Origin of the sequence: Roseateles asaccharophilus (assembly GCF_004362405.1) — a bacterium.
Classification (GTDB): Bacteria; Pseudomonadota; Gammaproteobacteria; order Burkholderiales; family Burkholderiaceae_C; genus Kinneretia; species Kinneretia asaccharophila.
This window is the reverse complement of record NZ_SNXE01000001.1, coordinates 355435-379008: the sequence shown is the minus strand read 5'-3', so window position 1 is coordinate 379008 and position 23574 is coordinate 355435. Positions and strand designations below refer to the sequence as shown.

Annotated in this window: 21 protein-coding genes; 6 read left to right on the top strand and 15 right to left on the bottom strand. The window is 68.5% G+C overall.

Features of this window, described 5'->3' with window-relative positions; translation table 11 throughout:
* Window positions 1–68 precede the first annotated feature (68 nt).
* From katG to DFR39_RS01695, 3 genes are all read right to left on the bottom strand, one after another.
* Window positions 69–2216 (bottom strand): catalase/peroxidase HPI, encoded by a 2148-nt coding sequence (gene katG / locus DFR39_RS01705; protein ID WP_133601800.1) that lies wholly within the window; start codon window positions 2214–2216, stop codon window positions 69–71.
* Window positions 2217–2354: 138 nt separating this feature from the next.
* Entirely contained in the window at window positions 2355–3161 is an 807-nt protein-coding gene (locus DFR39_RS01700; protein WP_246030641.1) for a substrate-binding periplasmic protein, read from the bottom strand.
* A 43-nt stretch (window positions 3162–3204) separates the two neighbouring features.
* Entirely contained in the window at window positions 3205–4125 is a 921-nt protein-coding gene (locus tag DFR39_RS01695) for a LysR substrate-binding domain-containing protein (protein ID WP_133601799.1), read from the bottom strand.
* Window positions 4126–4279: 154 nt separating this feature from the next.
* Here DFR39_RS01695 and panB point away from each other — a divergent pair, with 154 nt between their 5' ends.
* Both panB and panC read left to right on the top strand, forming a co-directional pair.
* Window positions 4280–5092: a 3-methyl-2-oxobutanoate hydroxymethyltransferase gene (gene panB, locus DFR39_RS01690; protein ID WP_133601798.1), complete on the top strand. Its 813-nt coding sequence runs from the start codon at window positions 4280–4282 to the stop codon at window positions 5090–5092.
* A 13-nt stretch (window positions 5093–5105) separates the two neighbouring features.
* On the top strand, window positions 5106–5933 hold the full coding sequence (gene panC, locus DFR39_RS01685) for a pantoate--beta-alanine ligase (protein WP_133601797.1): 828 nt from the start codon (window positions 5106–5108) through the stop codon (window positions 5931–5933).
* A gap of 24 nt (window positions 5934–5957) precedes the next feature.
* On the opposite strand, the gene DFR39_RS01680 is transcribed toward panC, so the two are convergent.
* Together DFR39_RS01680 and DFR39_RS01675 are read right to left on the bottom strand one after the other, a co-directional pair.
* Window positions 5958–6392 (bottom strand): FKBP-type peptidyl-prolyl cis-trans isomerase, encoded by a 435-nt coding sequence (locus DFR39_RS01680; protein ID WP_246030680.1) that lies wholly within the window; start codon window positions 6390–6392, stop codon window positions 5958–5960.
* 179 nt (window positions 6393–6571) lie between these two features.
* Window positions 6572–8740 carry an ATP-dependent DNA helicase RecG gene (locus DFR39_RS01675; protein ID WP_133601795.1) on the bottom strand — a complete coding sequence of 723 codons (2169 nt, stop codon included), beginning with the start codon at window positions 8738–8740 and terminating at the stop codon, window positions 6572–6574.
* Between the two features lie 147 nt (window positions 8741–8887).
* On the opposite strand from DFR39_RS01675, the gene DFR39_RS01670 reads away from it, so the two are divergent.
* A complete protein-coding gene (locus DFR39_RS01670) occupies window positions 8888–9409 on the top strand; it encodes a DUF2799 domain-containing protein (protein ID WP_162849372.1) in 522 nt (173 codons plus the stop codon).
* Window positions 9410–9445: 36 nt separating this feature from the next.
* Here the strand turns inward: DFR39_RS01670 and DFR39_RS01665 are convergent, their stop codons facing one another.
* Window positions 9446–9826: a hypothetical protein gene (locus tag DFR39_RS01665; protein ID WP_133601793.1), complete on the bottom strand. Its 381-nt coding sequence runs from the start codon at window positions 9824–9826 to the stop codon at window positions 9446–9448.
* A 56-nt stretch (window positions 9827–9882) separates the two neighbouring features.
* On the bottom strand, window positions 9883–10281 hold the full coding sequence (locus DFR39_RS01660) for a TraR/DksA family transcriptional regulator (RefSeq protein ID WP_133601792.1): 399 nt from the start codon (window positions 10279–10281) through the stop codon (window positions 9883–9885).
* 139 nt (window positions 10282–10420) lie between these two features.
* On the opposite strand from DFR39_RS01660, the gene queA reads away from it, so the two are divergent.
* Window positions 10421–11515, top strand: coding sequence for a tRNA preQ1(34) S-adenosylmethionine ribosyltransferase-isomerase QueA (queA, locus tag DFR39_RS01655; protein ID WP_133601791.1), 1095 nt, complete (start codon window positions 10421–10423; stop codon window positions 11513–11515).
* A gap of 27 nt (window positions 11516–11542) precedes the next feature.
* Here queA and DFR39_RS01650 read toward each other — a convergent pair whose 3' ends face one another.
* The 5 genes from DFR39_RS01650 to DFR39_RS01630 all read right to left on the bottom strand — a co-directional run bounded on the left by DFR39_RS01650 (window position 11543) and on the right by DFR39_RS01630 (window position 17629).
* A complete protein-coding gene (locus tag DFR39_RS01650) occupies window positions 11543–11980 on the bottom strand; it encodes a hypothetical protein (protein ID WP_133601790.1) in 438 nt (145 codons plus the stop codon).
* Window positions 11981–11991: 11 nt separating this feature from the next.
* Window positions 11992–12297: a TfoX/Sxy family protein gene (locus DFR39_RS01645; protein WP_133601789.1), complete on the bottom strand. Its 306-nt coding sequence runs from the start codon at window positions 12295–12297 to the stop codon at window positions 11992–11994.
* Window positions 12298–12488: 191 nt separating this feature from the next.
* Window positions 12489–13841, bottom strand: coding sequence for an argininosuccinate synthase (gene argG, locus DFR39_RS01640; protein ID WP_133601788.1), 1353 nt, complete (start codon window positions 13839–13841; stop codon window positions 12489–12491).
* A 112-nt stretch (window positions 13842–13953) separates the two neighbouring features.
* Window positions 13954–15087, bottom strand: a complete 1134-nt coding sequence (locus DFR39_RS01635; protein ID WP_133601787.1) for a hypothetical protein — start codon at window positions 15085–15087, stop codon at window positions 13954–13956.
* A gap of 100 nt (window positions 15088–15187) precedes the next feature.
* Window positions 15188–17629: a hypothetical protein gene (locus DFR39_RS01630; RefSeq protein WP_133601786.1), complete on the bottom strand. Its 2442-nt coding sequence runs from the start codon at window positions 17627–17629 to the stop codon at window positions 15188–15190.
* 146 nt (window positions 17630–17775) lie between these two features.
* On the opposite strand from DFR39_RS01630, the gene DFR39_RS01625 reads away from it, so the two are divergent.
* Entirely contained in the window at window positions 17776–18459 is a 684-nt protein-coding gene (locus tag DFR39_RS01625; protein WP_133601785.1) for a response regulator transcription factor, read from the top strand.
* Here DFR39_RS01625 and DFR39_RS01620 read toward each other — a convergent pair.
* The 3 genes from DFR39_RS01620 to DFR39_RS01610 form a co-directional block, all read right to left on the bottom strand.
* Complete coding sequence (locus DFR39_RS01620) at window positions 18410–20731, bottom strand: sensor histidine kinase (protein WP_162849371.1); 2322 nt, start codon at window positions 20729–20731, stop codon at window positions 18410–18412. The two genes, DFR39_RS01625 and DFR39_RS01620, sit on opposite strands and share 50 nt — an antisense overlap.
* Before the next feature lie 71 nt (window positions 20732–20802).
* Window positions 20803–21393 (bottom strand): IMPACT family protein, encoded by a 591-nt coding sequence (locus DFR39_RS01615; protein WP_133601783.1) that lies wholly within the window; start codon window positions 21391–21393, stop codon window positions 20803–20805.
* Between the two features lie 11 nt (window positions 21394–21404).
* The gene (locus tag DFR39_RS01610) at window positions 21405–22247 is read right to left on the bottom strand and encodes a substrate-binding periplasmic protein (RefSeq protein ID WP_133601782.1); all 843 of its coding nucleotides are present in this window, start codon (window positions 22245–22247) and stop codon (window positions 21405–21407) included.
* Window positions 22248–22400: 153 nt separating this feature from the next.
* Between DFR39_RS01610 and tgt the strand changes: the two genes are divergently transcribed.
* Window positions 22401–23561, top strand: a complete 1161-nt coding sequence (gene tgt, locus DFR39_RS01605; RefSeq protein ID WP_133601781.1) for a tRNA guanosine(34) transglycosylase Tgt — start codon at window positions 22401–22403, stop codon at window positions 23559–23561.
* The last annotated feature ends 13 nt before the right edge of the window (window positions 23562–23574 follow it).

The window sequence follows — 23574 nt, the reverse complement described above, 5'->3', positions numbered from 1 at the left end:
GCGCATGATGTTCTCCTTGTCTGGCGGGAGCGGCCCGGCGTGGGGGCCGGGTCGCTCCCGGGCTCCGATCAGGCCAGGTCGAAGCGGTCGAGGTTCATGACCTTGGTCCAGGCGGCCACGAAGTCCCGCACCAGCTTGGCCTGGCCATCGGCGCTGGCGTAGACCTCGGCATAGGCGCGCAGCACCGAGTTGGAGCCGAACACCAGATCCGCGCGGGTGGCGGTGTGCTTGACGGCGCCGCTCTTGCGGTCACGACCCTCGAAGAGCTCGGCGCTCGCGTCGGTCGCGGTCCAGACCGTGCCCATGTCCAGCAGCTTGACGAAGAAGTCATTGCTGAGCACGCCCACACGGTCGGTGAACACGCCATGGGCGCTGCCATCGAAGTTGGCGCCCAGCACGCGCAGGCCACCGACCAGGGCAGTCAGCTCCGGCGCGCTCAGGGTGAGCTGTTGGGCCCGGTCGATCAGCAGGGCCTCGGTGGGCGCACCGACTGGCGCCTTGCGGTAGTTGCGAAAGCCGTCGGCCACGGGTTCCAGCACCGCGAAGGACGCCACATCGGTCTGGTCCTGGCGGGCATCGACGCGGCCGGGGTTGAAGGGCACGTCCACGGCCACGCCAGCCGCCCGGGCAGCCTGCTCCACACCGACCACGCCGGCCAGCACGATCACATCGGCCAGCGAGGCCTTGCCCGAGGCCTTCTGGATATCCACCAGGGTGGGCAGCAGCTGCACCGCGCGCTGGTTGACGGCCCAGTCCTTCTGCGGCGCCAGGGCCAGGCGGGCGCCGTTGGCCCCGCCGCGCTTGTCACCACCGCGGAAGCTGGAGGCCGAGGCCCAGGCCACCGAGACCAGATCGCTCACCGACAGGCCCGAGGCCGCGATGCGCGCCTTCAGGTCGGCAATGTCCGCGGCGCTGGGTTGATGGCTGGGCGCCGGCAGGGGGTCTTGCCAGATCAGGTCTTCGGCCGGCACCTCGGGGCCCAGATAGCGGGACTTGGGGCCCATATCGCGGTGGGTCAGCTTGAACCAGGCGCGGGCAAAGGCCTCGGCAAAGGCTTGCGGGTTCTCGTAGAAGCGCTTGGAGATCTTGCCGAACTCGGGGTCGAAGCGCAGGGTGAGGTCGGTGGTCAGCATCTTGGGCTTGTGGAACTTGCCCGGGATGTGCGCGTCGGGAATGATCTCGGGCGCATCCTTGGCCACCCATTGCTTGGCGCCGGCGGGGCTGTGCTCCAGCTCCCACTCGTACTTGAAGAGGTTCTCGAAGAAGTTGTTGCTCCACAGGGCCGGGGTCTTGGTCCAGGTGAGCTCCAGACCGCTGGAGACCGTGTCCTTGCCATGGCCCTGGCCGAAGCTGCTGGTCCAGCCCAGGCCTTGCTCCTCGATGCGGGCGCCTTCGGGCTCGGGGCCCTTGTGCGATTCGGGGGCGGCGCCATGGGCCTTGCCGAAGGTGTGGCCACCGGCGATCAGGGCGACGATTTCCTCGTCATCCATGGCCATGCGGTAGAAGGTGGCGCGGATGTCATGCGCGGCGGCCAGATAGTCGCCGCTGGCATTGGGGCCCTCGGGGTTCACATAGATCAGGCCCATATGGGTGGCGGCCAGGTTGTGGTCCAGCTCGCGCTGACCGTGGAAGCGCTTGTCATCGGCCAGCCACTTGGTTTCGGCGCCCCAGTTCACGTCTTGGTCGGGTTCCCACACGTCCTCGCGGCCGCCGGCGAAGCCGAAGGTGCGAAAACCCATGCTCTCCAGCGCCACATTGCCGGCCAGGATGAAGAGATCGGCCCAGGAGATGCTCTGGCCGTACTTCTGTTTGATGGGCCACAGCAGGCGGCGGCTCTTGTCGATATTGACGTTGTCGGGCCAGCTGTTGAGCGGCGCGAAGCGCTGCTGCCCGCGCCCGCCGCCGCCGCGTCCGTCCAGGGTGCGGTAGGTGCCGGCGCTGTGCCAGGCCATGCGCACCATCTGCGGACCGTAATGGCCGAAGTCGGCCGGCCACCAGTCCTGGCTGTCGGTCATGAGCTTGACCAGATCGGCCTTGAGCGCGTGATAGTCCAGCTTCTTGAAAGCCTCGGCGTAGTTGAAGCGCTCACCCAGGGGATTGGACTTCTCGGAGTGCTGGTTCAGCAGATCCACCCGCAGCTGCTGGGGCCACCAGTCCTTGTTGGTGGTGCCACCGCCGGCAGCGTGGTGGAAGGGGCACTTGGCTTGGCTTGTCACGGTCATTCTCCTTGGGTGGGGCTGCCGGCATCAGCAGCGTGAGACACGGGGCCGGTCGGGGGACCGGTGTGGCAAGACTTTAGAAAACATCTATTGATTGATCTATTTGAATAGTTCAATCTAAACCATAGCCAGGCCCTACTTGCCCACGGTGGTCTGGCCTTCGCCCAGATAGCGCTCGTAGATGGCACGCAGGCGGCCGCTGCTGCGCAGCCAGCGCAGGCCCTCGTTGAACTCGTCCCGGAGCTGGGGCGAGCGGAATACCGGCCGGTAGTCGCGCGGGTTGGGGCTGGTGAAGACATGTTCGTCCACCGGCAGCAGGGTCTCCCCCTGACGAGCGATCTGCTGGCTGAAGTAGCGGAAGATGCTGCGGTCGGCCAGCACCAGGTCGTAGCGCCCCCGCATCAGGGTGCGGACCTGCTGGGCCTGGTCGTTGACCTCGGTCAGCCGCCCGCTGCGCTGCAGCGGGCCCAGCCAGTCGGGGAAGCGCTTGTGGGCGCCCTGGAAGGCGATCACGCTCAGCCCGTCCAGGTCCGAGGGCTGGCGTATGCGCAGGGCTCGGGCCTGCAGGCTGATGAGCACGTTGTCGTACATGACCGCGGTGTCGCCGTAATGCCCGCCGGCGCTGCCCAGGTCCTCACCCAGATCGGTCATGGTGGCATCCACCAGGCCCTCGCGGAAGGCCCGCGGCACCCGCGCGAAGGGGTAGAACAGGGGTTTGAGCTGGATGCCGCGATGGGCCAGCGCCTCGCGGAAGACATCGACCTCGATGCCCGAGGCGGTCCGCGGAAAACAGAAGGGCGGGATGTGCTCGCCAAAGGCCATGCGCAACTCGCGCGGCTGGGCGCCCAGGGCCATGGGGGCGCACAGCAGGGGCAGCAGCAGGCAGGTTCGGCGCTGCAGCCCATGCTCCGGCAAAGTCTCCCTGACCTCGTGTCGGCTCATGGGCTCAGCATAGCGGGGCCGGCGCCGCGGCGAAATAGGCCCTTCAGCTCAGGCGGGTGATATCGGGCAGGCTGCAGGCGTAGATGGCATTGCGCAGCGCCGCAATCGCCTCGTAGCGTGTGAAGCTGCGCCGCCAGGCCAGCACCACGCGACGGCTGGGCACCGGGGGCTCGAAGGGCACGAAGCGCAGATGGGCCTGCGGCTCCTTGGGCACCGAGAGCGCCGGCACCACGGTCACGCCCATGCCCGAGGCCACCATATGCTTGATGGTCTCCAGCGAGCTGCCCTCGAAGCTCTTGCGTATGCCCTCGGCGTCGCTGGAGAAGCGCGCGAACTCGGGGCAGACCTCCAGCACATGGTCGCGGAAGCAGTGGCCGGTGCCTAGCAGCAGCATGGTCTCGCTCTTGAGCTCGGCCGCGCTGATCTGCTCGCGCTGCGCAAAGGGATGGCCGGCGGGCGCGGCCACCACAAAGGGCTCGTCATACAGCGGGGCGATGGCCAGGCCGGTGTCCGGGAAGGGCTCGGCCATGATGGCGCAGTCCAGCTCCCCGGTGCGCAGCATCTCCAGCAGCTTGACGGTGAAGTGCTCCTGCAGGATCAGGGGCATCTGGGGGTAGTGCTCGATGCTGTGCCTCACCAGCTCGGGCAGCAGATAGGGGCCGATGGTGTAGATGATGCCCAGGCGCAGCGGACCGGCCAGCGGGTCCTTGCCGCGCTTGGCGATTTCCTTGATGGCATTGGCCTGCTCGATCACCGACTGGGCCTGACGCACGATGTCTTCACCCAGGGGCGTGATGCTCACCTCGCTGCCGCCGCGCTCGAAGATCTTCACCTCCAGCTCCTCCTCCAGCTTCTTGATCGCCACGCTGAGCGTGGGCTGGGAGACGAAGCAGGCCTCGGCCGCGCGGCCGAAATGGCGCTCGCGGGCCACGGCCACGATGTAGCGGAGTTCGGTCAGGGTCATCGATTTGTCCTATCGAGGCTAGAAGGGGGATTGTCGGCCCCAAAGTCAGGGTTTGCCAGGCCCCGCTACACTGCGCCCCGCCGCGGTTTGCGGCGTTCCGCTATTCGCACGCCGCGCTTCGGCCCGGCGTCCGCAACCTCCCGACCGCCCATCCATGATGAGTACCGAACGCAAAGCCCTGAGCCTGCAGCGCCTGCAGGAAATGCACGCCACCGGCGAGAAGATCGCCATGCTGACCTGCTACGACGCGGCCTTTGCCTCAGTGCTGGACGAGGCGGGCGTGGACGTGCTGCTGGTGGGCGACTCCCTGGGCATGGTGCTGCAGGGCGAGGCCAGCACCGTGCCCGTGGGCCTGCAGGACATGGTCTATCACACCCGTTGCGTGGCCCGTGGCCGCCGCAGCGCCTGGGTGGTGGGCGATCTGCCCTTCGACAGCTACCAGGCCAGCACCGAGGAGGCCTGGAAGAGCGCCGCCGCCCTGGTCAAGGCCGGTGCCCAGATGGTCAAGCTGGAGGGCGGCGGCTGGACCGCGCCGGTGGTGCGCTTTCTGGTGGAGCGCGGCATCCCGGTCTGCGCCCATCTGGGCCTGACGCCGCAGACCGTCACCATGCTGGGCGGCTACAAGGTCCAGGGCCGCGACGAGGCGGCTGCCGACAAGCTGCGCCGCGAGGCCCGCGAGCTGGTCGAGGCTGGTGCCCAGATGCTGGTGCTGGAGATGGTGCCGGCGCCCCTGGCGGCCGAGCTGACGCAGAGCCTGGGCATTCCGGTGATCGGCATCGGCGCCGGCGTGGGCACCTCGGGCCAGGTCCTGGTGCTGCACGACATGCTGGACGTGACCCCGGGCCGCCGCCCCCGCTTCGTCAAGAACTTCATGCAGGGGGCGTCCTCCGTGCAGGATGCGGTGCGCCGCTATGTGGCCGAGGTCAAGGCCCAGACCTTCCCGGACAACGCCCTGCACAGCTACTGATCCGCTGCCACCCATGCAAGTCATTCACACCATCGCCGAGCTGCGCGCCGCCCTGGCCGACCAGTCCAGCGCCTTCGTGCCCACCATGGGCAATCTGCATGAGGGCCATCTGAGCCTGGTGCGCCAGGCCCGCGCGGCCGCCGGCACGGGGCCGGTCGTGGCCAGCATCTTTGTTAACCGTCTGCAGTTCGCGCCGCACGAGGATTTCGACCGCTATCCGCGCACCCTGGCGCGCGACGCCGAGCTGCTCCAGGGCGCGGGCTGCGACTATGTGTTCGCCCCGGCCGAGCAGGAGCTCTATCCCGAGCCCCAGGGCTACAAGGTGCAGCCCCCAACGGCGCTGGCCGACATCCTGGAAGGCCATTTCCGCCCCGGCTTCTTCACCGGCGTGTGCACCGTGGTGCACAAGCTCTTCAATATCGTGCAGCCGCGCTGGGCCGTGTTCGGCAAGAAGGACTACCAGCAGCTGATGGTGATACGCCGCATGGTGGCCCAGATGGCCCTGCCCATCGAGATCCTGGCGGGCGAGACCACGCGCAATGCGGGCGGCCTGGCCCTGTCCTCGCGCAACGGCTATCTCAGCGAGGCCGAGCTGGCCGAGGCGCTGCGCCTGTCCGCCACGCTCAAGACCATGATCGCGCGCTGGCAGGCCGGCGAGCGCGATCTGGCCGCCATCGAGGGCGAGGCCGAGGCGGCCCTGCGCGCCGTGGGCTGGGCGCCGGATTACTTGGTGCTGCGCCGCCGTCTGGACCTGGGCGCGCCGACCGAGGGCGAGCCCCTGGTGGCCCTGGCGGCGGCCCGCCTGGGCAACACCCGCTTGATTGACAACCTGGAGTTCTGAGCTCCAGGTTTGCAGACCGCCGGTTTACTGCACCGAGACCAGCTCGACCTCGAAGATGAGGGCGGCGTTGGCCGGGATGGCAGCGCCGGCGCCCTGGGCACCATAGCCCAGCGAGGCCGGGATCAGCAGGGTGCGCTTGCCGCCCACCTTCATGCCGCTGAAGCCCTGGTCCCAGCCCTTGATGACCTGGCCGGCGCCCAGCGTGAAGCCAAACGGCGTCTTGCCGACGGAGCTGTCGAACTGCGCGCCCTTCTGGGTGCCTGCCACGCGCTGGTCGTAGAGCCAGCCGGTGTAGTGCACGGTGAGTCGCTTGCCATTGCTGGCTTCGGCGCCCGTGCCGGCCAGGGTGTCCGTGGTCTTGAGCGCCGTGACGGTGTTGGAGCCCGAGACTTCGGCCCAGCTGACGCCGAGCTCGCCATTGCCACCACCACCGCCACCCCCGCAGGCGCTCAGGCCCAGCAAAGCGGCGCTGCCAAGTGTGAGGAGAAGGCGACGGCGGGAAGCGGCGGAATTCATGGTCTGCGGATACTCAGGAAAAATTTTCAGATGCGGGCCCATCGGCGCCGCGAAAGTGCGCAGTGTAGCCACGCCGCTCGGGTCAGTCGGGCGCAGGGCGCGCAGCTCCCGTGGCGGCGCCCTCAGGCCTTGAGGAACTCCGCCTTGCCGCCTAGCCAGCGCTCCACATGACGCAGGGCGGCCTCGGCATGCTCGTCCAGCAGCCGCGGTGCCAGTGCGCGCGCAGCCTTCAGCAGCGGCGCGTCTTCCTGCAGATCGGCGAATCGCAGCAGCTCGGCGCCGCTCTGGCGTGCGCCCATGAACTCGCCGGGGCCGCGTATGTCCAGGTCCCGGCGCGCGATCTCGAAGCCGTCGGTGGTCTCGGCCATGGCGCGCAGGCGGTCCTTGCCGGTGATGGACAGGGGGCCGGTGTAGAGCAGGACGCAGACACTCGCCACCGCGCCGCGGCCCACGCGGCCGCGCAGCTGGTGCAGCTGCGAAAGACCGAAGCGCTCGGCATGCTCGATCACCATGAGGCTGGCATTGGGCACGTCCACGCCGACCTCGATCACCGTGGTCGCCACCAGCACGCTCAATCGGTTGGCGCTGAACTCCGCCATCACCGCGGCCTTCTCGGCCGGTGGCATGCGGCCGTGCAACAGGCCCACGCCATGGCCGGCCAGGGCGGCGCTGAGCTCGGCATGGGTCTCGGTGGCGTTCTTGAGGTCCAGCGTCTCAGATTCCTCGATCAGCGGACAGACCCAGTAGACCTGCTGCCCGTTCTCCACGGCGTCAGCGATCTTGGCGATCACCTCCAGTCGCTTGGTGTCGGCGAACACCTTGGTGACGATGGGGCTGCGGCCCGGCGGCAGTTCATCGATGGTGGAGACGGCCAGATCGGCGAAATAGGTCATCGCCAGGGTTCGCGGAATCGGCGTGGCGCTCATCATCAGCATATGCGGCTCCATGCTCTGGCCGCGGCCACGTGAGGCCTGGACCTCCAGCTTCTTGCGCAGGGCCAGACGCTGCGCCACGCCGAAGCGGTGTTGTTCATCGACGATGGCCAGGCCCAGCTGCTTGAACTGCACCTTGTCCTCGATCACCGCATGCGTGCCCACCACCAGGCCGGCGCTGCCGTCCGCCACCGCGTCCAGCATCTTCTGGCGCGCCCGGCCCTTGACCGAGCCGGTCAGCCAGGCCACCTTGATGCCCAGGGGCTCCAGCCAGCCAATCAGCTTGCGGAAATGCTGCTCGGCCAGGATCTCGGTGGGCGCCATCAGGGCGCATTGCCAGCCCGCGTCCATGGCCACCGCGGCGGCCAGGGCCGCCACCACGGTCTTGCCCGAGCCCACATCGCCCTGCAGCAGGCGGTGCATGGGCTGAGCCAGGGCCGAGAAGTCTCCTGAGGAGACTTCGACGCCTGGCGAAGGACTGCCGCCGTCCCGCGGCGGCAGGCTGGGGCGTGGGCGTGCCAGGTCTTGTGCAATCTCCTCGGCCACGCGCTGCTGGGCAGCGGTCAGGGCAAAGGGCAGGGCGGCCAGCAGCTGCTTATGCAGGCCGCCGGGACCGGCGCGCAGGGCGGGTGCGCGCAGCTGGGCACGCTCGCGCTGGGCCCGCATCTGGCTGAGCTGCTGGGCCAGCAGCTCCTCGAACTTCAGGCGCTGCCAGGCCGGGTGGCTGTGGTCCTCCAGCGTGGCCAGGCTGACCCGCGGCGGCGGGTGGTGCAGAAAGTCCAGGGCCTCGCGCAGCGTGGGCAGCTGGCGCGGCACGCTGCCGGGCGGCAGCACCTCGGCCAGGTCGGCGCGCCGCAGGCCCGCGGCCACGGCCTTGCGCAGATAGGCCTGGGGCAGGTTGGCGCCGGCCGGGTAGACGGGGGTCAGGCTTTGCGCCAGCGGCGTGTCCTCATTCACGGCGCGGAAAGCGGGGTGCACCATCTCGCGCCCGAAGAAGCCGCCGCGCAGCTCGCCACGCACGCGCAGGCGCTGGCCCTCGGCCATGCTCTTCTGGTGCGAGGGGTAGAAGTGAAGAAAGCGCAGCAGCAGCTGCGCGCCGTCCTCGCCCTCCATCTTCACGATCAGCTGGCGCCGGCCGCGCAGCTCGACGCGGCTCTCGATCACCACGCCTTCGCACTGCACCGTCTCGCCCTCGCGTGCCTGACCGATAGGCGTCAGCCGGGTCTCGTCCTCGTAGCGCAGGGGCAGGTGCAGGGCCAGATCGATGTCGCGCTTCAGGCCCAGCTTTTCCATGGCCTTTTGCGGCGCGGACTTGCTGGCCTTGATGGGCGCGACGGGACTGGATGAAACCTCAGGCATGGGCGGCATTCTGCCAAGATGCGGGCCACGCGCGGCATTGGACAATGCCGGCTCTGTTCAGCCTGCGGCGCCGGCCGCCATCCGACCCTGCCCATGATCAGCTTTCCTGTCTCACTGCACCAGCTCCGGTGCCACGGTTCCGGGCTCATGCTGGCGCTGGCCGCCCTGGGTCTTGCGGGCTGCGCCAGCCTCAGCGAAAGCGAGTGCCTGAAGGCGGATTGGCAGCGCTACGGGCTGCGCGACGGGCGCAGCGGCATGCCCGCGGACCGGGTAGACGAGCATGCCAAGGCCTGCGGCAAGGTGGGGGTGCAGCCCGATGCCGAACGCTGGCGCCAGGGCTGGGAGCAGGGCATCGCCCAGTACTGCGTGCCCGAGAACGGCTGGCGCGTGGGCCTGCGGGGAGAGTTTGATCGCGGCGCCTGCGATGAGCGCCCCGATGGCGATCGATTCCAACGCTTGTATGAGGCGGGCCGACGCATCCACGAGCTGACACAGCAGCTGGACCGCAACTATCGCGAGGGCCAGCGCCTGGAGCGTGAGCTGGCGAACGCCAAGACCGACGAGGAGCGCAAGCGCCTGCGCGCGATGCTGCGCGAGCTGGACTATGCGCAGCGGCGCCTGCGCAGCCAGTACGACCTGGAAATGCTGCAGGCGCCGCGGCGCTACTAAGCTCAGGCAGGCCAGGGCGGCCGAGCCGCCCGCCCATCACATCGGGGTGGGCACACCCGCCATGCGGTCGTGCTTGAGGAAGAACTGGCGGGCCAGGGCCACCAGCTGCTTGTCGCTGGGGTGGTCCACGGTCTCATAGCCCACCACGCTGCTCACCTGGGCCGGGCGGTGCTTTTCCAGATAGTGCTTGAAGTCCGCCTGTGCGGTCTTGGAACCGGTGATCAGGATTTCGCTGATGCCCTGCAGGGCCTCGCACACCTCGGCGTAGAACTCATGCTCGGTGCGCACGGCGCTGCCATGCTGCTTGCTATGGCGGCTGCTGGCCTTGACCTTCTCGGCCTGCACATGCTCGGCATCGAACTGAAGGATCTGGGCGCTGTGATGGTCCAGCCAGACCACGGCGTGAAAAAGACTCATGGTGACTCCGTTGGTGGGGTGAATGAAAGAAATGGTGGGCCGGCGCTGCCGCGGCTTCAGAGCGTGTGGCGCTGGGCCTGGCCGGCGCCCTGCTGCTCGCGCTCGCTCTGGCAGCCGGTGCAGCACAGGGACTGGGGATTCAGGCGCAGGCGGTCGAAGGCGATGGGCTGGCCGCAGTCCTGGCAGAAGCCGTAGTCCGGCTGCTCCAGGCGATCCAGCGCCGCATCGATGGCGCGCAGGCTCTGCAGGGTGAGGTCGCTGCGGGCCAGATCCACATCGCGGTCGGCGCGGTGGGCGGGCTCGTCCTCCTGGCTGGCCAGGGCGGCGCTCGCATGCTCGACGCGGTTGGCGTCCTCGCCCAGCTGCAGACTGAATTCACGCTCCAGCTCGCGTCGCTGCAGCAACAGCGTGCTTTGGAGCTGGGCCTTTTGCCCGGCGGTGAGAAGGGTGCTCATGGGGGTGAACTCCTGGCTGATTGCTTCCCATGCTGTCACCGCAGGCCCCGGCGGGCGTTGATGCGCATCAAGCTGTGTGCGGCCCCATGGGACAATGCAGGCCTGTTTGGAACGGGTCCGTCCGGCCCTCAACACCACCATGTCCGATACCGCCCTCTCCTCTGCTGCAGCCCTGCAGCGCGACTACAGCGTCGCCGACTTCGACTTTGAACTCCCCCCCGAGCTGATTGCCCAGACCCCGGCCGCCGAGCGCAGCGCCTCGCGCCTGCTGGACGGCCGCAGCAGCCCACCGGTGGACCGCATCTTTCGCGAGCTGCCCCAGCTGCTGAACCCCGGGGACCTGCTGGTCTTCAACAACACCAAGGTCATCAAGGCCCGGCTCTACGGCCAGAAAGCCAGCGGCGGCGCCGTGGAGGCCCTGGTGGAGCGTGTGCTGCCCGCGGCCGCAGGCGGCCAGTCCGACGAGGTCTGGGCCCATATGCGCGCCAGCAAGAGCCCCAAGCCGGGCGCCCGGGTCAGCTTTGCCGATGGCGCCTTCGAGGCCGAGGTGCTGGGCCGCTGCGGGCCCGACAACGGGCTCTTCCATCTGCGCCTCTCGGGCGATGCCTTCGAGCTGCTGGAGCGCCATGGTCATGTGCCCCTGCCGCCCTATATCGAGCATGCCGACTCTGAGGACGATGTGCGGCGTTACCAGACCGTGTTCGCCAAGGAACCCGGCGCGGTGGCCGCACCTACCGCGGCCCTGCACTTTGACGAGGGCGTGCTGGCCGCCCTGGCGGCCCGCGGCGTCGCCACGGCCCATGTGACCCTGCATGTGGGTGCGGGCACCTTTCAGCCGGTGCGGGTGGACAAGCTCAGCGAGCACAAGATGCACAGCGAGTGGTTCGAGGTGAGCCCCGCCACCGTGGACGCCATCGCCGCCTGCAAGGCCCGCGGTGGCCAGGTCGTGGCCGTGGGCACGACCACGCTGCGTGCGCTCGAATCCGCCGCCCTGGGCGGCAGCCTGCAGGCCGGCGCCCGCGAGACCGATATCTTCATCACCCCCGGCTTCCAGTTCCGGGTGGTGGATCGCCTGGTCACCAACTTCCACCTGCCCAAGAGCACGCTGATGATGCTGGTGAGCGCCTTTGCGGGCTATGAGCCCATCATGGCGCTCTACCGCCACGCCATCGCCCAGGGCTACCGTTTCTTCAGCTATGGCGATGCCATGCTGCTGGAGCGGCGCACGGGCTGAACCCCGGCGCCCCGTAGCCTGCGCACGCTAGCAGGCCAGGGACTCGCGGAAGGCCGCGTCCAGGTCCGTGAGCGCCACGCTGCATTGCAGGGCCCAGCCCTGCAGCAGCAGCAAGGGCGCTCCGTGCAGCTGCAGCTCCAGGCCAATCGCCTCGCCCTGGCCCTTGCCTGGGATGCGACCGGGCAGGGGCAGACGGGCCTGGCGCCAGGCCTGATCCGGGCCGCAGCGCAGCCGCGCTTCCTGCACCCGGCCCAGCAAGGCGCCCGCCTCGCAGTCCGGCGGCAGCCGGGCGCCCTCCAGCAGCAGCACCACCACGCCACCGGCGAAATAGCCGGGCGTGGCCCGCGCCTCGTGGGGGCCTGCCGCGCGCAGCGCATGAGCCGCCGCCAGACGCAGCCGCAGGCCCTGGGGCACAGGCTCGATGCCGGCCAGCTCGCTATCGGCCAGCAGCAGGGTGTAGCTCATGCTTGCGGGGCTCATTCGCTGTGAGCGCCGTCGCGCCCCGTGTGGTGCTCGTAGTCTTCCAGGGCCATCAACAGGCGCGTGCGCTCGCTGCGCGCCACCACTTGCCAGGGCTGCCCACAGATCGCGCCCTCAAGCGCCCAGAGCAGATTGAGGCTGGCCGCCACGCCGCTGCGCCTCACCCGCACAAAGGCCGCCACGGCGCCCATGGCGCGCAGCTGTGCCGCGTCCTCGATGCCCACGGCCTGCAGCCATTGCGCGGACTTGGGGCCGAGATTGGCTAGTTCGGCCAGTGCGGTGGTCGGCTGCTTCTTGTTCATGCAGGGATCATGCTGAAAAAGGGGCTGACTCGGGCGGCCGGGAACTCAGTCGGCCGCCCCGGTCTTTGCAGCCCGACGCTAAGCGATTTCCGGGACTTGCGCCGCATCGATGCCGCTGATGATGGCCGGAAAGCGAAAAGCCGCCCGAAGGCGGCCGCTGCAGATTGAGTCCGGACGGTAGTCCCTCAGGCTCAGCCCTTGCTGCTGTCGCCCTCGCCCGTCAGCAGCTGCACGCTGCCTTCGCTCTGGTGGCCCAGCAGACCGGTCTGGGTGTAGATGCCCAGCTTCTGGCGGGTGTCGCTGATGTCCAGATTGCGCATGGTCAGCTGGCCGATGCGGTCGGCCGGGGTGAAGGCGGCGTCTTCCACCTTCTCCATGGACAGGCGCTCGGGCGCATAGGTCAGGTTGGGGCTGACGGTGTCCATGATGCTGTAGTCATTGCCGCGGCGCAGCTCCAGGGTCACCTCGCCGGTGATGGCGCGGGCCACCCAGCGCTGGGCGGTTTCGCGCAGCATCAGGCATTGCGGGTCGAACCAGCGGCCCTGGTAGAGCAGGCGGCCTAGCTTCATGCCGTTCATGCGGTACTGCTCGATGGTGTCCTCGTTGTGGATGCCGGTCACCAGGCGCTCATAGGCGATGTGCAGCAGGGCCATGCCCGGGGCTTCGTAGATGCCGCGGCTCTTGGCCTCGATGATGCGGTTCTCGATCTGATCACACATGCCCAGGCCGTGGCGGCCGCCGATGGCATTGGCCTCGGCGAACAGCTCCACCGCGTTGGCGAAGCTGCGGCCGTTCAGGGCCACGGGCACGCCTTCCTCGAAGCGCACGCTCACGGTCTCGGGCTTGACGACCACGTCCTCACGCCAGAAGGCCACGCCCATGATGGGCTTGACGATGTTCATGCCGGCGTTGAGGAACTCCAGGTCCTTGGCCTCGTGGGTGGCACCCAGCATGTTCGAGTCGGTGCTGTAGGCCTTCTCGACCGACATCTTGTAGTCGAAGCCGTTGGCAATGAGGTACTCGCTCATTTCCTTGCGGCCGCCCAGCTCGTCAATGAAGCTCTGGTCCAGCCAGGGCTTGTAGATCTTCAGCGCCGGATTGGCCAGCAGGCCGTAGCGGTAGAAGCGCTCGATGTCATTGCCCTTGTAGGTCGAGCCATCGCCCCAGATATTGACGCCGTCGTCGCGCATGGCCACCACCAGGGCGGTGCCGGTCACGGCGCGGCCCAGCGGGGTGGTGTTGAAGTAGGTGGCGCCACCGCTCTTGATGTGGAAGGCGCCGCACTGGATGGCGGCAATGCCTTCGGCCACCAGCTGGGCGCGGCAGTCGATCAGGCGGGCGATCTCGGCGCCGTAGGCCTTGGCCTTGCGCGGGATCTCCTCGTAGTCGCTCTCGTCGGGCTGGCCCAGGTTGGCAGTGTAGGCGCAGGGGACGGCGCCCTTGGCGCGCATCCAGTGCACGGCGGCACTGGTGTCCAGGCCGCCGGAGAAGGCGATGCCGACGCGTTCGCCAGCGGGAATCTTTTGGAGGATGGTTGCGGACAAGTCGGTCACCTTCGATGGACAGCCGGGTAAGCCCTCGATTCTATCCAGCCGCCCGCCGGGGCTTGAGCCGGCGGGCGGTGCAGCCCCTGCGCGCGGGCGAGCTGCGGCTTGTTCAAAGGGGCTGGATCCAGGCCAGGCTGAGCTGGCGGGAGTGGGCCTCGCTCCCGCTCAGGCGGTCGCTGCCCCAGCTCAGCCGCCAGCGCCGGCCCTGCAGGTCCAGGCTCAGGCGGCGCTCATGGCTGGCCCAGCGCAGGCCCCAGCCCTGCAGGCCCAGGCGCTCGCTCATGCCGCCGGGCGCCAGATTCCAGCCCAGGCCCAGCTCGGGCAGCCAGCCAAAACCCTGCAGATGGGTCAGCTGCAGGCTGCTGCGGCCCCAGTCGCTCTCGTAATGGCCGCGCAGCCGCAGGCGCTGGCGGGCCGAGCTGCTGTAGCGCGGCTGGCTGTAGCGGCCGCTGAGCATGGGCTTGTAGACCAGATAGCCATCGGCGTCATAACTATTGGTTTCGCTGTTCAGGGTCAGAGCCTCCTGGGGCAGACCTTTCCAGACCAGGCGGCCCAGGTCCTGCCAGGCCAGGGCCGCGCAGGCCCTGGCGCCACACCATTGCAGCCCGGCCTGGCCCAGCAGGCCCCAGCCGGTGCCCGCGTAGTCCTGCTGGAAGGGAAAGTCCATGCCGTCCTGCGCGCGCCGGCCCTGCAGCTCAAAGGCATAGGCGCGGCGGGCGGCGTTGAAGCTGGCGCTGCCCAGCAGCTCGGTGTGGCGCAGGCGCTTGAGGCTCAGGGCCTGCACCTCCAGATGGGCGCTCCAGCCGTCGCGCGCGCTCTTGGCATCGCCGAACAGGAACTGTCGTGCCAGGGCCAGACCACCGCCGGCAAAGCCGCGGTAGTCCAGGTCCAGATCGAAGCGGCGGTCGCCGGCCGGCAACTGCTTGTCGATCAGGTGCCGGGCGAACTCCAGGCCGTCCTGATTGGCGACGATGGCCGCGCTCTGCCGACCCAGGGCGCTCAGGGTCCAGCTCCCCTGGCGGTAGGCCAGTCGCAGCTCATTGTCTTCGTAGCTCAGATTGCGACCGGCGCGCGGGCGCAGCGGCGGTGCGCTCTTGTGCGCCATCTCGTTCAGCCGGGTGGCATCGCTGTGGCGCTGGGTCTGCACGCTGAACTCGAGGCTCTGAGCATGGCCGGCAGTCGCGGCGCACAGGGTCAGCAGCAGGGCGCTGCCCAGGGGCAGCAGGGGGGAGGGTGATGACATGGCTGGCAGCAGGGGTCTGGCGATCCTGCCCATCAGGGGGCCGAACAAAAAGAGGGGGCCGCAGCCCCCTTTGCAAAAAGTCGCGGACCGACTTGAAGGCTTACTGCAGCGACCAGAACTCGCCATTGGTGAAGGTGATGCGGCCGTTGCGCACATCGATCACGCCGATCTTGACCTCGCCCTTCTTCAGGTCGATCAGGCTCTGCTCACCATCGGTCAGGAAGTTCAGACCCGAGGTGGCTTCGCTGAGCTTGAAGCCGGCCTTGCCCGTCGTGGCGTTTTGCGAGGCTGTCAGGGCGATGACCAGGGTCTCTACCTTGTCCTTGTTCAGCACCTTGTACTGGCCGTCCAGCTTGGCGTCGTTGGCGCCGGTCCAGGCTGAGCTGCTCAGGCTCAGATTGAGCTTGAGCTGCGGCCGTTGCTCGGCGGTGAGCGCGCCTTCCAGCGTCAGCGTGCCCTTGTAGTTGTTGGTGGCGGACTTGGGCTTGGCCTCGTCAAAGAGCTCGTAGCCGCTGAGCTTGGCCGACACCGCACCGCTGAAGAAGCTCAGGCCCAGGGAGCCGTCCGCGTTCTTGTTGCGCAGATTGCCGTTGAGCTGCACGTCGGTGGGCTTGCTCATGCTGCCGCTGATCCCGCCAATGCGCAGCTTGCCATCCATCTGGGCCTTGGGGGTGCCGGCGACCAGATTGATCTCGAAGGCCGCGGGCTCCCGGGCCACGGAACCGTCTGCCACCACGCGGTTGACGAGCTGGCTGCCGGTGAGCAGGCTGATCTCGCTGTCCACGGTGCTGCCACCGTCCTTGAACACGGTGACCTTGCCCTCCAGGCTGACGGTCTCCAGATCACCCTTCTTGGCCGTGGCCGCCAAGATCAGGTTGCGGCTGCCCTTGAGCGTGAGGCTGCTCTTGCCGCTGGGGTTGTACAGGGTATCGGCGGCCGATTTGGGCACCGTCACCTGGTCCTTGAACATGGCGGGCAGATCGCCGCTAATTTCGAAGGACTTGATCTTGTCCTGCTCCAGCGCGAGCTTGATGCTGCCGCTGAAGTCCGTGGCCGGTGCGGTTTGGGCGCTGGTCACCGAGAAGGCGCTGCTGCTGCCGCAGACGGTGCTGGCGTCCTTGCAGACAAAGACCTGGGAGCGCGCCGTGTAGCTGTACTCGGTGGACGTGGCGCCTGGGGTGATGAAGAAACGCTGCCGGACATGGGCCAGCACCAGCTTGCCGCCTTGCGCCGGATCATTGAAGGTGGTCAGGCCATAGCGCACGGCGCAGAACAGGAACTTGCCGTTGGCCGGGGCCGTGGCCAGGACCTGCCGGTCCGCGTCCTGGTAGACGGCGCAACTCACGGCCGGCAGATAGCTGGGGCCGCCGGGCACATCACCCAAGAAGCCGTTGCCCGAGACCGAGCCCTTGCCCAGGCTGTAGTCGATCATGCCCTGAATGCCCGACAGCAGGGCCGAGCTGGTCTTCACGGCCATGTTCAGCGGGTCCTGCACCTCATCCAGGGCGGCGCCAAAGCGCTCGGCCTCCTTGTCCAGCGCGCTCAAGGTCGCGCCGGCATCGGGTCGCAGCAGGGACGAGGCCGAGGTGCGCAGCTCGTCGAACAGTTTCTTGGCGGCTGCCACATCGGTGGCGCTGCTCACCGGCGCCGGTGTGCCATCGCCCTTGAGATTGCCCAGGGCCACATTGACCAGACTGTCGTCTACCTTGCCCTTGTTGAGCTCGGGCGTGGTGACGACCTTGTTGACGGCCTCGACCAGCTTGGCGGCCACATCGATGCCGCCCACGCTGCCCGGCTTGGTGGAGTCGGGCTTGCTGGCCTCGGCCAGCTTTTCCACCACGCACTTGATCTTGTCCCCGGATTGGGTCTTGTCGGCACAGCCCAGGGCGCCCTCGCGTGCCAGCTGGGCCACCGAGGTCAGCATGATAGCCAGCTTCTTCTCTTCATCGGTGCTGGCCGCGCTGATGTCGGTGGGTTTGACCTTGCTGGGGTCAAAGCCAAGCATCTGCACCAGATTCGACTGGGCCTGGTCCTTGTTCGCCTTGGTCAGGCCGCCGCTGGCCTTGATCGCGGCCGCCGTGGCCATCTCGGTGAAAGGCGTGATGTTGAGGTCGGTCTTGGTGACGCTGGACTCGGCCTGGATCACGGCGCGCAGGGCAAAGCCGGCCGGCAGGGCCTGGGCCTGGCCGGTGATTTCGTCCTTCTGCGTGGTGCTGCCGTCATCCTTGGCGCTGATGCGGACCACGTAGAGGCGACCCGGCTGGGTGGGGATGCTCAGGGTGTAGCGACCGTCCTGATCGGTGACGGTCTCCTTGAGCACGATGCTCAGATCGGGCTGACCATCGTCCTTGACTGGGTGGGCCCGCACGATGGCGTTGGCCAGCAGGCCCTTGGCCGCAATGCCGCTCACATCGAAAGGGGTGCTGGTGACGGTGGTGCTGGGCGGCACCACGGGCTGACTGGCCTCATCGCCGCCGCCACCGCCGCAGGCGCTGAGGAAGAAGGCGGCGCTCAGCGCCAGACCGAGCTGGTGTTGTTTCATCGGTGTCCTCGCTGGATGTCGGGATCGGGCCAGCCGGGGCCGGCGCGCTGACGGTTTGGGAGCCATCGTCGGGCCATGCTAAAAAGACGCTCCGACGCCTGCCATCGGCCAAATGGCCGATGGTTCCCCCACGGATACGCCTGTAGATGCGAATAGCCCTTGTCGATGACCACGCCCTGCTCCGGGAAGGACTGGCCGCCATGCTGGACCGCGCCAGTCCGGGCCTGGTCTGTCTGCAGTTCGCGACCCTGAGTCAGCTGCTGGAGGCGGTGCAGGTGCAAGCCGCGCCCCAGCTGGTCCTGCTGGACCTGGGCCTGCCCGATGTGCAGGGCATCGAGGCCCTGACGCGGCTGCGCGAGCAGCTTGACGCGGTGCCGGTGCTGGTGGTCTCGGCCGATGAGCGGCGCGAGACCGTGCTGGCCTGTCTGGAGGCGGGGGCCGTGGGATTCATCCCCAAGACCGCCAATTTCGAGCGCCTGCTGGAACAGCTGGGGGCGGCCCTGCAGGGCTGCATACAGCTGCCGGCCGGCCTGGGCTTGGGGGCCGATGCGGCACTTGAGGCGCCGCAGTTCTCCGGGCGCCAGCAGGAGGTGCTGCAGCTGCTGCTCATGGGCATGAGCAACAAGGGCATCTGCCGGGCCCTGCAGATGTCCGAGTCCACCGTGAAGACGCATCTGGCCGCCATCTTCCGCAAGCTGGGCGTCAATCGCCGGGCCGAGGCCATGGTGGCGGCCATGAGCCTGGGCCTCAAGCTGCAGCTGGACGGCGCGGCGCCGGGTCTCAGGCCCGCGGCGGCCGAGCCAGGAGGTCTTGCAGCGCTTGCGGACTGAAGGGTTTGCGCAGCAGCGGCCAGCGCTGCTCGGCAGCGGCTTCGTCCGGCGCGATGTCGGCACTCATCAAGGCCAGGCGCATGCTGGGCCATCGCTGACCGAGCCGTTCCAGCAGGACATCGCCATGGAGCCCCGGCAGCCCCCGGTCGGCCAGCACCCAGTGTGGCGGTGGGAGCGCGGGCTGGTCCAGCTGCTTCAGCAGGCTTTCGGCATCGGCAAAGGCGCGCACCTCCATCCCCCAGTGCTGGAGCTGCAGCTGCAAGGCCTCGCGCAGGGGGCCGTCGTCTTCGACCAGATCGATGCGCTGGCCCGCCAGGCTGACGGGGGGGGCTGCCTCGGGGCTCTCGCTGGACATCCAGGGCCATGAGCTCGGTGTGGGGCAGAGCGGCAGGATCAAGCGGAAGCAGCTGCCGCGGCCCAGCCGGGAGTGCAACTCCAGGCGGTGGCCCAGGCGGCGCAAGGCGTGTCGCACGATGGCCAGGCCCAGTCCGCTACCCTGCTCATGGCTGGTGTCCGCCCGATCCAGCTGTACAAAGGGCTCGAAGATGCGTTGCTGATCGGCCGGGGCGATGCCGGGGCCACCGTCCCGCACCTCCAGCCAGGCCTGATGCCCGCGGGGACGCAGACTCAGCAGCACCCGCCGGCCGGTGCTGTGCTTGATGGCATTGCTGACCAGATTGCGCAGCACCTGCTCCAGCAGCAGCGGATCCGAGCGCACCCAGAGCCGGCAGGGGCGTATCCGCAGCTCCAGGCCGCGCGCGCGGGCCAGCGGCTCGGCATGCAGGGCAATGGCCTCGAACAGACCCTGCATGGGCAGGGTCTGCTGCTGCACCGGCGCATCGTCCCGCTCCACGCGCGAGTAGTCCAGCAGTCCCTTGAGCATCTCCTCCAGGCTTTGCAGGCCCTGCGTGGCACGGTCCAGCATCTGCCGCTGAGCCGGGTCCTGGGCGCGCAGCTTGGCCATGCCGAGCTGCAGGCCCAGAGCCGTCACGGGCTGGCGCAGATCATGGCTGGCCGCACGCAGCAGCCGGGTCTTGGCCAGATCGGCCGCCTGCAGCTCGGCCGTGCGTGCGGCCACCAGCTGCTCCAGCTCCGCCTGGTGCCGTTCGCTGCGCCGCAGGGCCTGGACCAGGCGCTCGGCCAGCAGGCTGGCGAAGGCGATCATGGCCACGGGCTGCAGCCAGGGCAGCACATAGCGGTGGGTGACATCCATGAAACCCTGGCCGACCAGGTAGTCGAAGATGCCGCCGCACACCAGGAGCAGCAAGGCCAGGGCCAGGCCCAGCCGTCGCCAGCCGCCCAGCTGAAAAGCGCGGCGCAGGATCAGGGCCAGGGAGCCCAAGCCCACCAGCATCAGCAGGGGGTAGCTCCAGGTGCGCCAGATCTCCAGCTTGTGCTGCCAGGAGGCCAGGGCGCCGGCCAGCAGCAGCAGCACAGCGCCACCGACGAGTCCGCGCATCAGGCGCGGGCGCCAGTGCTCGGTCCAGGCCATGGCGAAACCGGCCAGCAGCAGCAGGCTCAGCACCTGGGCCGCATAGAAGAACAGGTCGAAAGCCTGGACCAGGGCGGGAGGAAGGCTCAGGCCATAGACCGCATTGCGCACGGCGGTCAGCAGGCAGAGCAGGGCAAACAGGCCCAGCGCGCGTTCGTGCTGGCGGTCCATCCACACCAGCAGCAGCAGCAGGGAGAAGCCGGCGGCCAGCATATTGAGCCACTGGGGCAGGGTGGCTTCCTTGAGGCGCATCCAGCGGTAGCCGGCCTCCAGCTCGCTGGCCGGGCCCACCCAGATCGTGGAGAGGCCGGCGCGACGGTGGTAGTAGAGCTGGATGTCCAGCCGGTTGCTGCCGAGCTGCAGGGCCTCGGCGGGCAGCTCCAGCCAGGTTTGGGCCGGCGAGGCGTGCACGCGCATGGCAGGCGTGTCGGGGGTCTCGTGGACCAGATGACCGTTGAGCCGCAGCTGGTGCAAGCGGCTCAGCCGCTCGGCGCGCAGCACCCAGGTCTGGCCCGGAGCCGGCAACTGCGTCAGCGCGAATTCCAGGCGGTAGTGGGCATGGCCGCGTGCTGGCAGATCGCGCTGGCGCCAGGTGTCGGGCAGGGGCAGGGCCTGCTCGCTGCCGCCGTCCGCCTGACTGAACCAGGCCCGACGCAATTCCTGGCTCAGGGTCTGGCCCTGGCCCCAGGCGGCGGCACCCGGCAAGAGCAGCCAGGCCAGCAGCAGAGGCAGCAGCAGGCGCTCCCAGGGGGCGGGGGCGGCCGGTGGGCGCTGGGGCATGGTTGATGAGGCGGCAGAGTCCATCCTGGGGCGCAACGATATCCCACCGCCCGCCAGGCGCTTCGGGGGCCTCAGTGGCTCAGCCAGCCGATGCGCCCCTGCCCACTTTCCTGCAGGCGCTCCACAAAGGCCGCCACGGCCGGCTGCGGCAGACTCAGGCTCGCTTCGACCAGGGCCCCATGCTGAACGGCCAGCAGCTGCGCGCCTGCGGTGAGCTCGATCTCGCGCCGCAGCAGGCCCTCCAGGGCATAGGGCAGGGTGCAGCGCAGCTCGGCCCGCCGCACCAGGGGAATCTTCTGGGCGCCCAGCAGGGCCTGGGCCACGGCGTCGGTATAGGCGCGCACCAGACCGCCGGCCCCCAGCTTGACCCCGCCAAAGTAGCGCACCACCGTGGCCAGCACGCCCTCCAGGTCCTGGTGACGCAGCACCTCCAGCATGGGTCGGCCCGCCGTGCCACCGGGCTCACCATCGTCGTTGGCCGCGCTCTGGCCACCGGCCAGCAGGGCCCAGCACACGTGCGCGGCACCGGCGTGCTGCGCACGCAGTTCCGCGACCCGCGCCAGGGCCGCCTCGCGACCGGCGCAGGGCTCCACACAGGCGATGAAGCGGCTCTTCTTGATCAGCAGCTCATGGTGTGCGGGGGCGGCGAGGTTCAGGGGCATGGCTGGGATTGTCACCCCCCCGGTCCGCCCAGGCGCGAGCGCCGCCACATCTCCGGGCTCAGATACTTGCGCAGGATGCGGTCCATTTCGCCGTCGCGCAGCATGGCCTCCAGATGGCGGGCCAGCAATTCCCGGTCGGCTGGGCGCACGCGCTGCCGCACCAGGACCAGGCTGGCCTGCACGCTGTCCTGCGGGGCCCAGTCCAGCAGCTCGAACTTGGCTGCCCAGTTCGTGTGCCACCAGGGATCCAGCACCAAGGGGTGGGCAAAGAGCAGGGCGACGCGACCTGCCGCCAGCACCCGCAGGGCGACGGGGAAGTCCGAGACCTCGTCCACCCGGCCCTGGGCGCGCAGCTGGCTCAGCCAGCCATCGATCTGGCTGCCGTAGCGGAAGCCTCGCACGGCCACGGCACGCAGGGTGGGATCGGCAAGAAAGCTGCTGAAGCTGGCGCCGGCGGCCTGGGCCTGCTCGCGACGCATCAGGGCATGGTTGCGCGCCACCAGATAGGGCAGAAAGTCGGCGTACTGCAAACGCTCGGCCGTGGCAATACCTGACACCGTCATGTCCAGTTGCCCGCGCTGCAGCTGGTCCCAGATGCGGGCCCGCGATTCAAGTCTTGTCTCCAGCACGCAGCCACTGCGGCGGACCAGGGCATCCAGCACATCCTTGTCGATGCCCGTGAGCTGCTCCTTCTCGTCCCGGTAGAGCAAGGTGCCGAACTCGTAGAGACCGACCTTGTAAGGGCCGCAGGCCTGAGCCAGCGCTGGGCCGGCGTGCCACAGCAGGGCCAGTGTCAGCCCCAGCAGGCGCAAGGCCTGCCGGCCGCGGTCGATGTCCAGGGGGCTGCGTTTCATGGCCGAGCTCCTGAGGGCCGGAGATGCGATGGGCGAAGCCAGGGCGTGCCATGGATCCGCGTACCGTGCGGTTCTTGTCGACTATAGCCCTGAGCCGCCCGGCCAAGGCCTTGTTTGGCGCCCGTACGGCACGCTGCGACAATCGCAGCCATCATGCTGAAGTTCGACCTGCTCAAGACCGAAGGCCGCGCGCGTCGCGGCGTGCTCACGCTCAACCATGGCGTGGTTCAGACCCCCATCTTCATGCCGGTGGGCACCTATGGCACGGTCAAGGGCGTGATGCCGCGCTCGCTTGAAGAGATGGGCGCCCAGATCATCCTGGGCAATACCTTCCACCTCTGGATGCGACCGGGCCTGGACATCATGAAGCAGTTCGGCGGCCTGCATCAGTTCGAGCGCTGGAACAAGCCCATCCTGACCGACAGCGGCGGCTTCCAGGTCTGGAGCCTGGGCGAGATGCGCAAGATCAGCGAGGAGGGCGTCAAGTTCGCCAGCCCCGTGAACGGCGACAAGCTCTTCCTGACGCCCGAGATCTCCATGCAGATCCAGACGGTGCTGAACTCCGACATCGTCATGCAGTTCGACGAGTGCACGCCCTACGAGACCAAGGGCCACATCACCACCGAGATCGAGGCGCGCAAGTCCATGGAGATGAGCCTGCGCTGGGCCAAGCGCTGCCAGGACGAGTTCGCTCGCCTGCAGAACCCCAACGCCCTGTTCGGCATCGTGCAAGGCGGCATGTTCGAGAACCTGCGCGACCACTCCCTGGCTGGCCTGGCCGCCCTGGACCTGCCCGGCTATGCCATCGGCGGCCTCTCGGTGGGTGAGCCCAAGGCCGATATGCAGCGCGTGCTGGCCCATATCGGCCACCAGCTGCCGGCCCACAAGCCGCGCTATCTGATGGGCGTGGGCACGCCGGAAGACCTGGTGGAAGGCGTGGCCCAGGGCGTGGACATGTTCGACTGCGTGATGCCCACCCGCAATGCGCGCAACGGCCACCTCTTCACCCGCTACGGCGATCTGCGCCTGCGCAACAGCCGCTACAAGGCCGACGAGCGCCCCGTCGACGAGACCTGCACCTGCTACACCTGCAAGGGCGTGACGAATGCCGACGGCACGGTCAGCGGCGGCTTCAGCCGCGCCTATCTGCACCACCTGGACCGCTGCGGCGAGATGCTGGGCCCCATGCTCACCAGCATCCACAACCTTCACTACTACCTGAACCTGATGAAGGAAGTGCGCGAGGCCCTCGACGCGGGCGACTTCGCGGGCTTCCAGAAGAAGTTCGCTGAGGACAGGGCGCGCGGGGTCTGACATTGGCCACGGG

What these genes read in the sequence shown, in the direction of transcription:
- DFR39_RS01700 (WP_246030641.1), bottom strand. Translation starts at nt 3,161, where the DNA reads ATGAGCCGACACGAGGTCAGGGAGACTTTGCCGGAGCATGGGCTGCAG.
- DFR39_RS01695 (WP_133601799.1), bottom strand. Translation starts at nt 4,125, where the DNA reads ATGACCCTGACCGAACTCCGCTACATCGTGGCCGTGGCCCGCGAGCGC.
- panB (WP_133601798.1), top strand. Translation starts at nt 4,280, where the DNA reads ATGATGAGTACCGAACGCAAAGCCCTGAGCCTGCAGCGCCTGCAGGAA.
- panC (WP_133601797.1), top strand. Translation starts at nt 5,106, where the DNA reads ATGCAAGTCATTCACACCATCGCCGAGCTGCGCGCCGCCCTGGCCGAC.
- DFR39_RS01675 (WP_133601795.1), bottom strand. Translation starts at nt 8,740, where the DNA reads ATGCCTGAGGTTTCATCCAGTCCCGTCGCGCCCATCAAGGCCAGCAAG.
- DFR39_RS01670 (WP_162849372.1), top strand. Translation starts at nt 8,888, where the DNA reads ATGCTGGCGCTGGCCGCCCTGGGTCTTGCGGGCTGCGCCAGCCTCAGC.
- DFR39_RS01665 (WP_133601793.1), bottom strand. Translation starts at nt 9,826, where the DNA reads ATGAGTCTTTTTCACGCCGTGGTCTGGCTGGACCATCACAGCGCCCAG.
- DFR39_RS01660 (WP_133601792.1), bottom strand. Translation starts at nt 10,281, where the DNA reads ATGAGCACCCTTCTCACCGCCGGGCAAAAGGCCCAGCTCCAAAGCACG.
- queA (WP_133601791.1), top strand. Translation starts at nt 10,421, where the DNA reads ATGTCCGATACCGCCCTCTCCTCTGCTGCAGCCCTGCAGCGCGACTAC.
- DFR39_RS01650 (WP_133601790.1), bottom strand. Translation starts at nt 11,980, where the DNA reads ATGAGCTACACCCTGCTGCTGGCCGATAGCGAGCTGGCCGGCATCGAG.
- DFR39_RS01645 (WP_133601789.1), bottom strand. Translation starts at nt 12,297, where the DNA reads ATGAACAAGAAGCAGCCGACCACCGCACTGGCCGAACTAGCCAATCTC.
- DFR39_RS01635 (WP_133601787.1), bottom strand. Translation starts at nt 15,087, where the DNA reads ATGTCATCACCCTCCCCCCTGCTGCCCCTGGGCAGCGCCCTGCTGCTG.
- DFR39_RS01630 (WP_133601786.1), bottom strand. Translation starts at nt 17,629, where the DNA reads ATGAAACAACACCAGCTCGGTCTGGCGCTGAGCGCCGCCTTCTTCCTC.
- DFR39_RS01625 (WP_133601785.1), top strand. Translation starts at nt 17,776, where the DNA reads ATGCGAATAGCCCTTGTCGATGACCACGCCCTGCTCCGGGAAGGACTG.
- DFR39_RS01620 (WP_162849371.1), bottom strand. Translation starts at nt 20,731, where the DNA reads ATGCCCCAGCGCCCACCGGCCGCCCCCGCCCCCTGGGAGCGCCTGCTG.
- DFR39_RS01615 (WP_133601783.1), bottom strand. Translation starts at nt 21,393, where the DNA reads ATGCCCCTGAACCTCGCCGCCCCCGCACACCATGAGCTGCTGATCAAG.
- DFR39_RS01610 (WP_133601782.1), bottom strand. Translation starts at nt 22,247, where the DNA reads ATGAAACGCAGCCCCCTGGACATCGACCGCGGCCGGCAGGCCTTGCGC.
- tgt (WP_133601781.1), top strand. Translation starts at nt 22,401, where the DNA reads ATGCTGAAGTTCGACCTGCTCAAGACCGAAGGCCGCGCGCGTCGCGGC.